The 14,866-nt window shown below is 48.7% G+C and carries 18 protein-coding genes; 10 read left to right on the top strand and 8 right to left on the bottom strand.

All coding sequences use genetic code 11. The annotated features are described in order from the left end of the window. Positions 1-61: 61 nt before the first annotated feature. Positions 62-808, bottom strand: coding sequence for an SAM-dependent methyltransferase (locus KNP96_RS13480; RefSeq protein ID WP_214771105.1), 747 nt, complete (start codon positions 806-808; stop codon positions 62-64). A gap of 180 nt (positions 809-988) precedes the next feature. Beyond that, positions 989-1,609 (bottom strand): lipopolysaccharide core heptose(II) kinase RfaY, encoded by a 621-nt coding sequence (locus KNP96_RS13475; RefSeq protein WP_088837206.1) that lies wholly within the window; start codon positions 1,607-1,609, stop codon positions 989-991. 154 nt (positions 1,610-1,763) lie between these two features. Between KNP96_RS13475 and KNP96_RS13470 the strand changes: the two genes are divergently transcribed. Genes KNP96_RS13470 through KNP96_RS13455 form a run of 4 tightly spaced genes read left to right on the top strand, consistent with a single transcriptional unit; the run spans position 1,764 to position 5,012 of the window. Next, positions 1,764-3,242: a carboxypeptidase M32 gene (locus KNP96_RS13470; RefSeq protein ID WP_214771102.1), complete on the top strand. Its 1,479-nt coding sequence runs from the start codon at positions 1,764-1,766 to the stop codon at positions 3,240-3,242. Further along, complete coding sequence (locus KNP96_RS13465) at positions 3,242-3,967, top strand: glycerophosphodiester phosphodiesterase (protein WP_239456723.1); 726 nt, start codon at positions 3,242-3,244, stop codon at positions 3,965-3,967. Before KNP96_RS13470 ends, KNP96_RS13465 begins: the two co-directional genes overlap by 1 nt. 12 nt (positions 3,968-3,979) lie before the next feature. Beyond that, positions 3,980-4,456, top strand: coding sequence for a hypothetical protein (locus KNP96_RS13460; protein WP_088837203.1), 477 nt, complete (start codon positions 3,980-3,982; stop codon positions 4,454-4,456). Next, the gene (locus tag KNP96_RS13455; RefSeq protein ID WP_088837202.1) at positions 4,446-5,012 is read left to right on the top strand and encodes a guanylate kinase; all 567 of its coding nucleotides are present in this window, start codon (positions 4,446-4,448) and stop codon (positions 5,010-5,012) included. The genes KNP96_RS13460 and KNP96_RS13455 overlap by 11 nt, the downstream gene beginning before the upstream one ends. Before the next feature lie 207 nt (positions 5,013-5,219). On the opposite strand, the gene KNP96_RS13450 is transcribed toward KNP96_RS13455, so the two are convergent. From KNP96_RS13450 to KNP96_RS13435, 4 genes are all read right to left on the bottom strand, one after another. Beyond that, on the bottom strand, positions 5,220-5,756 hold the full coding sequence (locus KNP96_RS13450; RefSeq protein WP_214771099.1) for a DUF402 domain-containing protein: 537 nt from the start codon (positions 5,754-5,756) through the stop codon (positions 5,220-5,222). Between the two features lie 66 nt (positions 5,757-5,822). Beyond that, complete coding sequence (locus tag KNP96_RS13445) at positions 5,823-6,314, bottom strand: tetratricopeptide repeat protein (protein ID WP_214771096.1); 492 nt, start codon at positions 6,312-6,314, stop codon at positions 5,823-5,825. Between the two features lie 68 nt (positions 6,315-6,382). Next, a complete protein-coding gene (locus KNP96_RS13440) occupies positions 6,383-6,826 on the bottom strand; it encodes a MarR family winged helix-turn-helix transcriptional regulator (protein ID WP_088837198.1) in 444 nt (147 codons plus the stop codon). Between the two features lie 67 nt (positions 6,827-6,893). Further along, on the bottom strand, positions 6,894-7,982 hold the full coding sequence (locus tag KNP96_RS13435; RefSeq protein ID WP_235195154.1) for a GTP pyrophosphokinase: 1,089 nt from the start codon (positions 7,980-7,982) through the stop codon (positions 6,894-6,896). Between the two features lie 130 nt (positions 7,983-8,112). Between KNP96_RS13435 and KNP96_RS13430 the strand changes: the two genes are divergently transcribed. Next, entirely contained in the window at positions 8,113-9,249 is a 1,137-nt protein-coding gene (locus KNP96_RS13430) for a Six-bladed beta-propeller, TolB-like protein (protein WP_214766160.1), read from the top strand. Between the two features lie 196 nt (positions 9,250-9,445). Here KNP96_RS13430 and KNP96_RS13425 read toward each other — a convergent pair whose 3' ends face one another. After that, positions 9,446-9,868 carry an organic hydroperoxide resistance protein gene (locus KNP96_RS13425; RefSeq protein ID WP_029330285.1) on the bottom strand — a complete coding sequence of 141 codons (423 nt, stop codon included), beginning with the start codon at positions 9,866-9,868 and terminating at the stop codon, positions 9,446-9,448. A 106-nt stretch (positions 9,869-9,974) separates the two neighbouring features. Here KNP96_RS13425 and KNP96_RS13420 point away from each other — a divergent pair, with 106 nt between their 5' ends. Continuing rightward, positions 9,975-10,409, top strand: a complete 435-nt coding sequence (locus tag KNP96_RS13420; RefSeq protein ID WP_214766158.1) for a MarR family winged helix-turn-helix transcriptional regulator — start codon at positions 9,975-9,977, stop codon at positions 10,407-10,409. Between the two features lie 20 nt (positions 10,410-10,429). On the opposite strand, the gene KNP96_RS13415 is transcribed toward KNP96_RS13420, so the two are convergent. Further along, entirely contained in the window at positions 10,430-10,885 is a 456-nt protein-coding gene (locus KNP96_RS13415) for a hypothetical protein (protein ID WP_029330281.1), read from the bottom strand. 135 nt (positions 10,886-11,020) lie between these two features. On the opposite strand from KNP96_RS13415, the gene KNP96_RS13410 reads away from it, so the two are divergent. The 4 genes from KNP96_RS13410 to KNP96_RS13395 all read left to right on the top strand — a co-directional run bounded on the left by KNP96_RS13410 (position 11,021) and on the right by KNP96_RS13395 (position 14,866). Next, on the top strand, positions 11,021-11,524 hold the full coding sequence (locus tag KNP96_RS13410) for a PH domain-containing protein (RefSeq protein ID WP_088837195.1): 504 nt from the start codon (positions 11,021-11,023) through the stop codon (positions 11,522-11,524). Further along, on the top strand, positions 11,521-12,972 hold the full coding sequence (locus KNP96_RS13405; protein ID WP_214771094.1) for a PH domain-containing protein: 1,452 nt from the start codon (positions 11,521-11,523) through the stop codon (positions 12,970-12,972). Before KNP96_RS13410 ends, KNP96_RS13405 begins: the two co-directional genes overlap by 4 nt. A gap of 33 nt (positions 12,973-13,005) precedes the next feature. Then, positions 13,006-13,947 carry an alpha/beta hydrolase gene (locus tag KNP96_RS16955; protein WP_214771092.1) on the top strand — a complete coding sequence of 314 codons (942 nt, stop codon included), beginning with the start codon at positions 13,006-13,008 and terminating at the stop codon, positions 13,945-13,947. Between the two features lie 133 nt (positions 13,948-14,080). After that, a complete protein-coding gene (locus KNP96_RS13395; protein ID WP_214771090.1) occupies positions 14,081-14,866 on the top strand; it encodes a PP2C family serine/threonine-protein phosphatase in 786 nt (261 codons plus the stop codon).

Genomic DNA, 14,866 nt, shown 5'->3' with positions numbered 1-14,866 from the left:
AAAGTGACAAAAAACCATGGAGGTCGTCCTCCATGGTTTTTTGTCAGGTGCACATCAGGGCTCACGTTGCTACGTTCTTTTTATATAGCAGAGGTCCATTATCGTGCTTTTTTTGAAACACTGCCGTCCACAGTCCAGTACGACCGAAAGTCGTCGCGGACGCCGGCATCATCGGCATCGGTCTGATTTCAATCACGTCGAAGTCAGCAAAAATCAACCGTAACTTCTCTTCCGTGAATCCTAATCCACCGTTTAAGCTGCGTGTCCGGTACACTTCCCAGTCGGAGATGTCGGATCCGCCGAGCTCACCGCCTTCGATAAAACAAGTCAGGGCGAAATGTCCGCCATGCTTTAAGGAATCGGTGACGAGCGTAAGATAATCGCGTCGGCGGTGCGGAGCGATATGGTGGAAGCAACCGGAATCGTAAACGATGTCATACGCCTCTTTAGCAAGGGAGAAATCAAAGATGTTCCGTTCGATGAAGTCGACGTCGAGCTGCTCCTCCTGCGCCCGTTCGCGCGCCCAGGCAAGCGACTGACGTGATAAATCGACAGCGGTCACGGTGCAGTCTTGTCTTGCAAAATACAGCGCGTTACGCCCCGGGCCGCAACCGAGCTCCAAAACGTGACCCGGTGCGATGATACCGCGTTCAAAATAACGGACGAGATTTTCGTCCGGCTTGTTGACGAAAAAAGGAATCCGTTTGTCACGGTCGGCGTAAAAATCATTCCAAAATGCGGTCGGTTCACGCAGTAAATCGTCAAGCATGTCAAGTAAATCATCGTGCGTTTGAATCATTTCTTTCATCTGTCGACCTACTTTCAAACAGGGTATGAATTGCTTTTCATCTATCCTGATTATACCAAAAAATGTATGACGAAAACGGATGAATTCTCCTGTTTCAGTAGTCGAGTTATGAAGTGAATCAGGAAAAACGTTACCTTATCTCATCGTTCATAAGATACGTTACCGCTTCATCTATCAGCGTCACCCGGTATTACGGTGTGACTCGAACATCCGGCGTTTATAAATATCGGCGACTGTGTTCAGAAAAGCCTCCGGCAGCTTTTTCGGAAAATACGATTTGCAATAAAAGTAATCATACCCGCGCTTTAAGTCGTCCCACTGTGAGCACGGTTCTGTCTGACGGAACCGTGCGACGTCGATGATCCGTGTCCCGTCTTTCGTCAGCATGATGTTGCGCAAGTGGATGTCGGACGGGTTTAAGCCGACGGAGCGTGCGTCCGCTAAAGCTTGATCGACAGAGCGGATGACGTCCCGGGGAATCAACGTCCCGTTGACGAGACAGTCGAACAACGTCTGTCCCTCGATGTATTCGATGACGAGGTAATCCGCCCCGTAGGCGTATTGTTTGGCGTACGTCGAAAACGACGACAATTGCTCATAAATCGCTCCTTCAAGGACGGCAAGATGACGATGGCTCGGGAAAAATTTTTTGATGACGCGGTCCGTTCCTTGAATCCGAAAGACGAAGGCACTTCGTCCCGTACCAATCCAGTCTAACTCAGGTGGTTGACCGGTAATCAGTTGCGTTTGTCCGTTTGACTCGATGGTGATGGCTGTCGCCAGTTCTTGATCTGTTTTCACGTGTGGTCCATCCTTTCTCCGTTACATTGATTATATAATTTATACGTTCAAATGACCACAAAGGTTTCAGGAGATCTTCCTGTATGAATGTTTTGAACATTTTGTGATATGCTAAAAAACGTAGACCATTACATATTTTAAGGGGGATTTTAGAATGAATACGTTACAACAGTGGCGCGACCATTTCGACGCACTCGGTGCCTATGAGGAAGCAGTCGCTTTACTCTACTGGGACATGCGGACATACATGCCGGAACAATCAGCGCCGAACCGCTCGAAATCACTCGGTTTCTTATCGACAGAAAGTTTCCGTCGCCGGACAGGCACACAGTACCAGTCCTTGTTAGGCGCGATGGGGCAAGAATCGTTGACGGGACTCGATGCGATCTCGTACGAGAAAGCGAAACAGGCATTTGATCGGGACTCAAAAATTCCGGAAGCGGAATATCAAGCCTTTGTGACATTGATTTCGGAAGCGGAAAGTGTTTGGGAAAAAGCGAAGGATGCGAATGACTGGGCGATGTTCGAACCATTCTTAGAAAAAATCGTCGCGACAGAACGTAAATTCGTCGAGTACTGGGGATACGAAAATCACCCATACGACGCATTGCTCCATGACTATGAGCCAGGAATGACGGTCGCTCAGCTCGATCCATTGTTCGCGGAGCTCCGTCAAGCAATCATCACGTTGCTCACCGATCTTGATGGGAAAACATTCCCGAAACTCGATTGGTCAGCAGACCGCGAGACACAAATTAAGCTCAATCACGAGTGGTTGAACGATATCGGTTATGATTTTACAGCCGGTCGCTTGGACGAGACGGTTCATCCGTTCCAAACGACAATCAATCGCAAAGATGCCCGTGTCACGACGAAATATGATGAAGCGGATTACCGGAACTCTGTTTTCGGGACGATGCACGAAGCCGGTCACGCGACGTACGAACAAGGCATCGATCCGGAACTCGACTCCCTTGGTCTCGGTGAAGGGGCATCGATGGGGATTCATGAATCACAATCATTGTTTTTTGAGAACTTCATCGGACGCAACCGTGGTTTCCTCGAAGCACGTTATACAGGGTTGCAAGCTGCGATTCCTTCATTGACGGACGTTCCATTCGAAACATTTTATGCTGCCGTTAACGAAGTCAAACCATCGTTGATCCGGATTGAGGCGGATGAACTGACATACGCGATGCATATCATTATCCGCTACGAACTTGAAAAACGTCTCATCACGGGTGAACTCGAAGTCAAGGCACTGCCAAAGGAATGGAACCGCCTTTATAAAGAATACCTTGGAGTCGATGTCCCATCGAACGCACAAGGTGTCTTACAAGACGTTCACTGGTCAGGTGGTTCGTTCGGTTACTTCCCGAGCTATGCGCTCGGACTCGTCTACAGTGCCCAGTTGAACGAAGCGATGCGTCGGGATGTTAAAGACATCGACGAACTGATTGCAAGCGGTTCGTTTACACCGATCAAAAATTGGTTAAAGGAAAATATCCACCAACACGGAAAAGCGAAGACGCCGGCCGAATTGATTGAAGCAGCGACCGGGCAATCGATTACGGTCCAACCGTTGATTGATTACTTGACGAAGAAATATACACGCGTCGTCGAAACGCTGTGATGCAATGGTTTGCCCACCGCGGCGCAAGTGACGCGTTTCCGGAAAATACGCTCGAGGCGTTCAAAGCAGCCTTACCGGACGTCGATGGCATCGAATTCGATGTCCATTTCTCAAAAGACGGCGTCGGAATCGTCATCCATGACGAGACCGTCGACCGGACGACGGACGGAACAGGGCGCGTCGTTGATCTTACGCTTGCAGAACTCAAACAATTGAATGCGGGAGCGCGCTTTAAAGGTACGGGACCGCAGCGTGCGATGATTCCGACACTTGACGAAGTCTTAGAGCTCGTGGCGCCAACGCAAATCGTCCTCAACATCGAACTGAAGACGGATACAATCCGTTATGAAGGTCTCGAGGCCTACGTCGTCGAACGGTGCCGTGCCCATCAGCTTGCACCAGATCGATTAATCTTCAGTTCCTTCAATCATTACTCGATTGATACGATTCGTCAGCTTGATCCGTCGCTCGAGACAGCACTGCTCTATCCGTATCCCTTGTTTCACCCGGAGCAACAAGCGAAGCAGCTCGGGGCGAAGGGCATTCATCCGGATTATCGTCGCGTGACGGCAGAAGACGTCGCACTGGCTCACGCAGCAGGAATCTCCGTCCGCGTCTATACTCCGAAATCGGCAGAGGATGTCGAACAGATGGAGGCAATCGGCATTGATGCCGTCATCGTCAATGATCCAAAAGGATTCAAAGCGCGCCTGTCGATTGACTAAGGAGGAAGCGTCATGCGGAAGGGGTATGTGTTGACTATCATAGCTTCACTGATTGCGCTTGGCATCGGTCTCGAGATTGGTTTTCAAAAAATACCACAACCGCAACCGAAACAAGTTGCACAGTCAGCGACACGACCGGATGACTTCCAAGCAGGACTTCAAGACGCAAAAACCGAATTAGAGACCGTACAACGTTTTTCTTTAAAAAGTACGATTGAACATGACCTGAAAAGCGAGACATGGATTTATGCGACACCGACACCGGAACGTATTGCCGTCGACTGGTACTACGTCGCAAGCTATCCGGAACAACGTGTCCAGATGACCCGAAATGATGTCGCGCGCATCATTGAATACGATCGGTATCTCGTCGTCATCCGTTCGATTTACGGGGTCGTCGACGATAGCGAACTCGAACAATTCGCGCTGCGTGTTTCGGGGTATTTCATGACTAGGCAACAACAAAAGGAGGATGACGATGTCAGGTAAAATCATTCTATTGATTGGTGGATCGGGCAGCGGGAAGTCGTCCTTAATCAAACGATTACGACACGAGTATGAACATGTCCGGTTCATTCCCTCCGTGACGACACGACCGAAACGCCCGACCGAACAAGACGGGGAAAGTTATCATTTCGTCGACGTAAAAACGTTCCAGCAATTGATTCAAGAGACGGGGTTCATCGAGTACGCCCATGTCCACCGGGCGTGGTACGGAACACCTCGACAAGCGTATGAGGACGTCCTGACGACGAACGGAATCGTCATCAAAGACATCGATCCGAAAGGTGCGGCAGCATTCAAGGAATTGTTCGAAGACCGTGTCATCACGATTTTCGTGTCCGTTCCACCTGACCTGATGAAAGAACGTCTGTTGATGCGCGGGGATACACCGGAGTTCGAAGCACGGCTCATCGATTACTCGGAAGCTTGGAAAGACCGGGACCACTATGACTATATGATTGAAAACATTGATTTTGAACAGGCCTACGCGGAGTTACTTGGGATCATCTCGGAGTATATCCCAGGACAGCCATCATCGTAAAAAAAGCAGGGAAGACACATTCTTCCCTGCTTTTGTTTTGAGGTAAAGATAAAAGTGTCAACACCAAAATTAATAGACGAGCGATGGATTGGATTAACCATCTACATCGATCGTCTTTTTTGTGTCACTATTTTACAGTTGGTGGAAATTAGTAATTCCCGTGAAAAGCGAAGGGGAGCACGTAAGATGAATCGAGAAGCGCTTGAATCAGTTGACGCGATGCGCTAGCCGGAACAGATGCTGTTGAAGAAACCCGTCGAACGGAAACCGTCCCTCGGTCACGTGTTTAATCAAGTCCGTCAAGGCAGCTTCCGCTTGTTCAATCAGTCGGGCAGGATAGGCGAACGTCCGTTGATTGACGACGAACTCGTCTCGGTCGACGACCTGCCAGGTACCTGCTTGATTGCGGACATAATCGAGGTCGAGGTCGACGAAGGAAAGGGTATCCCCGTCGAGCCGTGGAGGCAGGCAGACGTTGCAGTGATAGGAGGCACCGTGTGCATCGAAGTCGATATTGACCGTGAACGGCGCATTCAGGGGATAATACTCAAGCGACTGTGTCGCGTAGGTAAAAGTCTGTCCCCGTGTGTGATGGACCAGTCTTCTGCCTGCTTGTCCATGGACGAGCACGTAGTCGTCTGTTTTTATCAGCATGTTGCCAGTCCACTCGTAATGGGGGCGGTCGGGATACTTATAGGCAATGATCGTCAGGACTGACGGTTGTGCCTCTGCTGGTCGTTTCATGAACAAGCTCCTTTCGCGCTAATAGAGGAAGAGAAGGAATCATTGAACGGTTAAGCGGGCAGTCGGTTACGTCTTTGAGACGTCATGTAAATGGTCGCGGTAATAACGGAGGGCTTGTCTGTAAGTATGGACGTCGGAGTCCGGCGTCATCGTCGTGATGACGTCAAGTAACTGTTGCATCGCTTCCTCATGCTGCTTGAGATTAAACAGCGTCAAGGCTAAAAACGTCTTCAGTCCCGTGCTGTCGGGGAAACGAGCTAAGCCTTCCGTAAAGGTGTCATGCGCAGCAGCGTATTGTCCGAGCGCCCGGTATGTACTGCCGAGCCCGATGAAGGCGTCCGTCAAAAACCGTGTGTCGAGGCCGTTTGCGATCGCAAACTCATAATGCGGAACGGCAGCCTGCTCCTCGCCGAGGTTATCGAAGCACCAGGCCATCTGGAAATGGTAGTAAGGGTTCGTACGATCGGTCTCTAACAGCTCGCGCATCATCTGTTTTGCTTGCTCGTACTGTTTCGACTGACGGAGCGTCGTCACCTGCTCTAAAGTAGCATGCGTCATCTCATCATCCTCCAATTCGGTTGCTAGTACAAAAACCCCTCCAGCTCGGTCAGCTAGAGGGGGAAATGTTAATCCTGTTGCTCGAGTTTCGTCAAGAGTGTCCGGAACGTATCAAGTTCTGCATCTGAAAACGCGGAGAAAACGTCCGACAGGTACTCCATCTTCATTGCTTCAAGTTTCCCGTACAGTTCAATTCCGTCCGGTGTTGCCCGGAGCTCGACGACACGGCGGTCGAGTTCACTGCGTTCGCGTGAAATCAAGCCTTTTTTTGTCAATTCGTCAGCAAGTGCGGTAATCATACTTGCAGAGAACTGGAATTCATTCGACAGGGCGGATGCGATTTGTGGACTTTGCCCGCAAAGCGACTTCAAAATGAAGAATTCATTCCGTGTCAAATAGGTCGTGAACATGCTGCGAACATCTTTTTTGATGGCGCGGTAGTTCATGCGGAGTCCTTTTTCTGTATCGACGATCAATTGATCGCGTTGTGCTACTTCGATTGTCGTTGCCATGTTTAGCTTCACTCTTTCCATACGATAGTTTCGTTACCCGCCATTTAGTATAGTGAAAAATTTTAGTTTAATCAATATTTTTCTCTTGAATCATCTCATCATGCGACGGCTGAACTTTTGTAATGATTTCCGTGACGTTCCGAAGTTCCGGATAGAAACGACGGAAAAAGTAATCGATCCGGTGCGTGTCGTTCCCGGCAATCGTCACGGCCATGCAGATGTAGGCGATACCGATGCCTTGGCGCGGCAAAAAAGGATTCGGCATGACTTGAGCGCATTTTAAGGCGAGTGTGCTATGACTCGAGACGGCATCGATTAGTTCACCGTAATTGCGGATGTCGACGTAATGGAACATCCGGATCAACTCATTAATCAGTTGCTGGTCGGAATCGAGCATCATTTGTGACGTGACAAGTCGCTTGTCGAGCTCGCTGATGACAGGGGAGTGGTCAATGAAATAGTTTAAGTTATCGGACGTGATCCGGACTTTATACGGGTCCGATAAGATCTGTTGGACGGTCTCATCCTCGAATTGTTTGAGTTGCTTTTTGATGTTGACGAATTCTTGATCGGCGATCTCAAGCAGTCCGGCGACGCGGCTGAAACTGCGCCGGACTTCTGCCGGGACGCTGTTCGGATTTTTATACCCTAAGTCATGTTCAATCTCTGCCCAGGCGTGTTGCAAAATCGAACGGATTTGAATTTCTGCCGTATGTGACTTGAAGCGGCCGTATTCACTTAAGGCCAGGCGTTGTTCACTCAGGGCGGCGACAAAGTGGACAGACAAGTAGCCGAACTCCGTCGTATCGAGCAACGTCGATTTATCGACGGATTGATCGCGGTCGATCGAAAATTCATTTTCAATGATACGGGCAGCTTCCCGGACGTCGTCGTGGAAATAGGTGACGATCCGGATTCCCGTCAAATCGTGGACGTCCTTGAGCGATCGGTATTTGTTCGGTTGCCGTAAGACTTTTTGGTAGAGGCTTTCCGAATCCTTCGTCCGCGAGACGATCGAATGGTATTTGATTCCGGCCGCATCGAGCAGCTCGGATAATAAAATTTTTAGTTTATCTGCGAACGCGTCATAATCTTCCTTATCATTGACGTATTCGAGCATCATCGTATTCAAGTCTTGTGCGTGCAAGCGAATCACCTTCCTCATCGTGGTATTATCTAGCTGTATTGTATCATTCGTATTCCGTAGACGCACGAAATGACCTTGTTTCAAGCGGGACCAATCGTGGGAAAAGAACAGTAGAACATGCTTAGGAGGGGTGCACAAGATGGAAATACTAGACGCGCGTGCGTTACCAGCGGATCACTCGGACATACTTCATGTCACGCCATCTTCGATTTACTTCAGACGAAAAGTCAATGCCGAACAGTACCATATCAGCCGGTTCGACCTCGAGGATCAAGAACAAGTTGATTTGTCGCAAGACGTTTTGACGGATCACGGACCGACCCGTCCGTTCGTCAAACACCAGAAAGTCTATTGCTTGAACGAACACGACCGGGCGAACGGGGGAGCGACGGAGTTATTGACGATTGATCTCTTATCCGGGAAGACGGAACAGGTCGCGACGTTCAACGTCCCGGGTGATTTGTCACTGTACTGGGTCCTCAATGAACGCTACATGGTACTGCTCCACGTCGACCGTGTGACGTCTGCCTTTTTATATGACACGAAGACGAAGCAACAACACTTGATCCATGACAAGCGGCTGTACGGGATGACGGAAAATTACCGGGAACTGTACTTTTTCCTCGTCACACTCCAAGACGTCGATTATATCGTCTGCAACACGCGCCTCGACGAATTTTCCTTTTATGATGCCCTCGAAAGCGGCTTGATTTCTCCGGAAGATCCAATTGATCACTCGGAAGGGTTATTAATCGCTTCACTTGAGACGATCGTTTCGGAAATCGAACTAGGGACAGAAGTCCTGTCCTTCAAGACACTCTTACGCCTTGACGGGGAAGGGGATACGGTGCAGTACCTCGGGGAACAAGCCGGGTTTTTGATTTTCAGTGCCTATACGGACCGTTTGAACGAAGAAGTGTTTTATCAAATCCGTGACGAAACGGACGTGACGGAACTTGGACGGATCCGCTGGAGTGATTACGAAGCATTTGATTTTACGTATGATGACGTCGAATCGACGATCTTTATCGTCAACGACCGGTCGGAGCAACACCATGAAGTGATTAATTTACGAACGGGAGCCCGTTTTTTAGACCGGGATCCGTTCGAACGCGTCTTGCGTGATCGCTTTTATGTACATGAAACGATCGGAGAAGATGCCGAGCCGATGGTGACGATTTTTGACGCCGAGCGGTATGTCCGGCACCGGTTCGATGATGCCTATTACATGATCGTCTCCGGCGAGTTGGTCATTTTATCCGTCAACCAATTGTAAAGCGAACAAACGAAGAAAACACACTGTTAATAGAAGTGTGTTTTCTAAAATAACGGACTATTTATTTCATTTACCGTAATTTATTATTAAATTTTTAACGCAAAAGACACACGGTACCTCAAAATACATCGCATTGACAATAAAAAAATACCCCTTTCTAGTAGATATCACTAGAAAAGGGCAGACAATGTTATGCTTATGCTGCGTCAGTCGTACGTGTGAAAACATCGACTTGGATGTTTCCAGCTGTCGCGCGTGAGTAAGGGCAAACTGTGTGTGCGATTTTTGCAAGTTCGGCAGCTTGTTCTTCCGATACACCACGGACGAGAACATCAAGTTCAACAGATAAAGCGAATCCGTCTGCTGCTTCGTTCAACGTAACGTGCGCCGTTACTTCGCTTCCATCATGTTTGATGCCTTGTTTACGTGCAACAAGATTTAATGCAGAATCAAAGCAAGCAGAGTATCCAGCAGCAAACAATTGCTCCGGATTTGTCGCTGATTTTTTAGATCCTGGGACTGGCATGGCGAGAGCGACGTCTAAAACGCCATCTTCTGAAACGACGCGTCCGTCGCGTCCTCCGACTGCTGTAGCTGATGATGTGAACATTGGTTTCATAATCAATAACTCCCTTTCGTTGATTCCTTATTATTAAGTAGCTTACAATTAGATTGTATACAATTTAAAAAAGAAAGCAAGTACTTTGCTTCCGAGGAGGACTATCATGTCAAACCCATTATCGTTAGATGAACAACTTTGTTTTCCCTTTTATTCGATTTCGCGGGAAATCACGAAACGTTATCGTCCGTTGCTCGAACCACTTGGACTGACGTATCCGCAATATTTAGTCATGCTCGTTTTATGGGAAGAAGATCAACAATCCTTGAAAGCCGTCGGTGAACGGTTGCATTTGGATTCGGGGACGCTAACCCCGTTATTGAAAAAGCTCGAAGCATCAGAGTTAATTCGACGCGTCCGCAATAAGAAAGATGAACGACATATCCAAATCACGTTGACAGACAAAGGGCATATGTTGCGCGAGCAAGCGGAACAAGTTCCGCTCGCCTTAAAAGAGACACTCGGCGTGTCGGAGGAGGATTTAGAACGTGTCAAACAAACGTTAAATCAATTGGTTATAAAAATGAACGGAACTGAATGATTCAGTTCCGTTCATGTTCGTTATTTACGGCGGAAACCTTCTTCTTCAAGATAGTTTGCCGCTTCTTTGTATGAATTGAAGGCACCATCGAGCAAGTCGCCTGCATAGACGAGCCATGTATCGAGGTCTTCATTCAAAAGTGTGAGTTCGAACTGGTTATCGTTGACCCACGTTTCTTCGAGCGTCTCGACCGTCTCGACCGTCGATAACGATTTGATTGCATCTTCAAGCAAAAGAATCAAGGCAGGAGCAGAAAACTCACGGATGTTGACGAGTCCTTTGTTATCGACTTCGTAGCCCGGTAATCCGGCGGCATAGACGAATCCGTTCCCGTTCGGATGAAGGTGATAGACGACGATTTTTTTCTCAAACTGACTTTCAGGAAAGTGGAAATTGACACGGTTCAGTGAAACATCTTTTCGGACGAGTTGTGGAAACGACTCAATGATGTTTAATTTTTCTTCAAATGTTAGCATGGTACCTCCTAGAATTACATTTCTACTCTTCTATATATGCGATGATTTCGGGTCAAATGTCAATGTTCGATTTAAGCCGAGTGAAACTTATTGACGATGGACTCCGTAGTTTTAAGAGAAAGGAAGTGGGAACAGATGCAATCTTCAACCTTAGAAAGTGGCTGGCAACGGTTATCACTCGACTCCGTCAAAGTCGAACGGCAATATGTGGCGATACGGTTTAGTTTGTATGCGCTTTTGATTGCCGTCATGACAACCGTCCAAATTGTGTGGCTCGACTTATCTCCGTGGTGGATGTGGATCGTGACAGGACTCGTGGCCGCGTTATTCATCTTAAAGTTTTATTACATACCGCGTCTGCGTTACGACTATTTCCGTTATCAGGTCGATGAAGAATTTTTAGGCGTCAAGTCAGGCGTCATCTTCCGTAAAATTGAAATCATACCACTCGTCAAAGTTCAGTTCATTGATACATCGACCGGTCCCTTGTTACGTCGCGCCGGCTTGATGAACATCAAAGTCAATACGGCATCCGGATTTGCGGAAATCCAGCGTCTCGAAGAACGACGCACACTCGAATTAAGACGCCATATCGAACGCTTCGCGAAACTCGAGGAGCAAGAGGAGGAATCCCTATGACACGTCGCGTCCACCCGTTATTCATCTTGATGTCGACGCTGACGCATCTCCGGTCGACGGTCATCCCGCTCGCTTTTTTATTGTTCAATGATTTAAAGAACGATGGATTCGGTTGGTATACAATCATCGGCTTTAGTGTTTTTTGTCTCGTTCTTCTCATTTCTGGAATCACTTCTTGGTATTTTTATACGTTTACGATTGATGACCAAGCGATTCGTGTCAACAAAGGCGTCTTCCGTAAAAGTGAACGGACGACACAACGGCGGCGGATTGAATCCGTCGGCATCAACCAAAACCTGCTCGAGCGTCTGCTCGGTTTAGCGACGCTGTCCGTCGAAACGTCTTCTGAAGGCGGTGAACCGGAAGTCGAATTAAAAGGTGTCCGGCTCGCGTTCGCTACTTCCTTGAAGTCGACGATTAAAGAAGAGGACGAACAGATAGAACAAACAGAGACGATGGACTCGTTTCGTGTCAGCTTGTCCGACCTGTTTTTTGCCGGCGCCTTGTCCGGTCGTCTCGGACTGGCGCTAGTCGGTTTCTTTGCAGGGTATCAACTGATTGATCAATATATCGAAAAGTATGTCGATCGTGTCTTTAATGAATTGGCGCATTTATCACTCATCCTCCTGATTGGAATCGGGTTGCTTGTCTTACTCCTCGCCTACATCGGATCGATTGTCGTCTACGTCGTTCGTTACGGTTCGTTCGAAGCGACACTTAAAGATGAACGGCTGACCATCCGTTACGGATTACTGAACCGGACGGAAGTCATCTTTCACCAGGATAAGGTCCAAGCCTTATTCATCGAGGAAAACTGGATCAAACGACGGTTCAAGCGTGCCCACCTGTCACTCAACGTCATATCGGCGAACGGGAAGGAAGAGCAGATGTTGTTCCACCCCTTCATCCGGGAATCGGAAATCGACGCCTTCCTCGACCGGTTTCTGCCGCGCTTCAAACGTGTCAAACCGATGCAACATGCGACCGACCGCGGATTCTTCTATGTCATCCGTTGGCGGCTCGTCCGGTATATTGTCTTGTTTTCAGCAGTCAATGCCGGACTCGTCTATTTTTTGACGAGCCCGCTTAAATGGATTGGCATGCTGGTGTACCTGGTTTTACCGCTCTATTACGTTGTTGCCCGGACGGGGTACCGCAATACGTGTTACGGGTTCGAACAGGAGTTGTTCGTCTTACGTCGCCAACTCGTCAACCGGGAAACGATTTATGCACCGCGTTTAAAAATCGAAGCTTTGTCGGGACACGTCTCCCGTTTTCTCGAACAAAAGGACTTGCTGAAGTTTGAAATCAATCTGCGTGGTAAAGGACATTTGAACGCAGGTTATTTTACACATAAGCAATTTGAGGACGTCCGGACCTGGTACCAACGCTCTTTTCTGAAAACAGACCGTGCAGAAGCAGGGGACATACGGTATGATAACGAATAACGCGTTATATAGGAAAAGAGAGGAGTTCATGTTGTGCGAAAAGGACTAGCAATCGTACTCGCGATACTACTCGTATTCATCGGATTAATCAGTTTTGATGGATACCGCATTCAAAAAACATTAGTCGACGAGTCGGAAGCGTCACCGATTCTTGCGGGTAAACCGGCTGATGAATCAAGTGACGCCGTGACCAAGGCAACTGAATGGTCTGCTGCCCAACCGTTCGAACAGAAGACGTTCGAGACGGATGGACGCGTTCATCACGCAGACTATCTACCTGCAACAGAATCAACAAACAAATCGGTCATTCTCGTCCCGGACGAGGAACAAGCGACGCCGGACGGAGTTGCACCACTCGTGCAGCTGTATCATGAACAATTCGGCTACAATGTCTTAGTCGTCGAACGACGGGGGCAGCCTGAAAACGGTGGGAAAAAGAATTACGGCTGGCTCGATCGGCTTGATTTGATTGAATGGACGAAACGACTTCTCGAAGAAACAGGGGACGAGAGTCACATCGCCTATCACGGGCTTGGTGTCGGCGGGTCGACCGCATTACTCGCAGCTGGAGAAGAAATGTTACCGACACAAGTCAAAGTCGTCATCTCTGAAGGTGCCTACGCCCGATTTGATGACTGGCTCAATCATTTAGCGGATCGACAGATCAGTTATCCCGCAGGACCGTCACTCGCGATGGCGAGCACGTTCAATAAATTCGAACAGGACTTCTTTTACGGTGACGTGTCAGTGACACGACAAACGAGCAAAATCATGATTCCGACACTGTTCATCCATGGGACGGACGATCAACTCATGCCATCGCGGATGGTTTATGAACTGTATCAAGCAAAACCTGGATTGAAGCAGTTATATCCGGTCCGAGGAGCGGGTCATGGTCAAACGTATCTCGAAGATCAAGTCAACTATCAAAAACGCTTAAAATTATTCATCCAGCCATTCATGACAACGAATTAAGCCGCATCCCTCACGTCACTACAGCCGTAGTCGAAGTGGGGGACTTTTTTTGGATTAATGAAAGGGAAAATGTTCCAAATGACAGCAGGTGTGGTATTCTCGATAGAACAGACAAAATAGGGGGGAGTCAGGCATGTTTAGCTGGGTCGGAAGTGAAGAAGCGTATGTCGATCAAATCGACATACGGCAGGTGGGTCCGGTCGTTCTCGGACGGTTCGGTGGCTGCTCGACGGCGGGTCAAACAAAAAACGAAGATGGTTGTCTCGTCATGACGGGGACGGACTGGGAGTTGACCGTCTTACTCGATGCCCATAATTCGGCAGAAAGTGCCGAACTCGTGGCGGAGCAATTTTTGATGTATCAAGAGCGGTTGCATCAGCAACTCGAACAAGCAGCCGAGTCAGTCCTTCCGACGTTCGAACACATCATCCTCGAACTATTGACGGAAGACACATTTCGCGCACGATGCGAGACGTGTCGGGGGGAGACGGCTTGTTTAGTCGTCGTCCGGAAAGGAAACTATGTTTTTTGGTTGTCGGTTGGAGATTGCATCGCGCATCTGTTCCATCCGGAGCTTGCCAGGTTAGGTCAACACAGTCTCAATCAACGGCAATTCTTTGAATGGATCGGACAAGTCAATACGTTTGCGTTACCTGTCCCGTGTTATACCCGCGGCATCCGTGAACTGCGTCAGGGACACAACCGGATCTTTTTGACGACGGACGGACTCGTCGAATGTCCCGGTGAACCGTTCAGCGATGCGACGGACATCGGTCGCGCGTTTCGCGATACGGAGGCGCAGGATGCCGTTTTGACCTTGTTGACGACGATCAAGCACCATGCTGTCCGGGACAGTACGACGATCTTGACGTGGTCGATCGATGTTACAGGTGACGTGACACAACCGAGTAATGCTTAG

Origin of the sequence: Exiguobacterium sp. s133, from assembly GCF_018618595.1 — a bacterium.
GTDB classification, from domain to species: Bacteria; Bacillota; Bacilli; order Exiguobacteriales; family Exiguobacteriaceae; genus Exiguobacterium_A; species Exiguobacterium_A oxidotolerans.
This window is presented reverse-complemented; position numbering and strand designations above follow the sequence as displayed.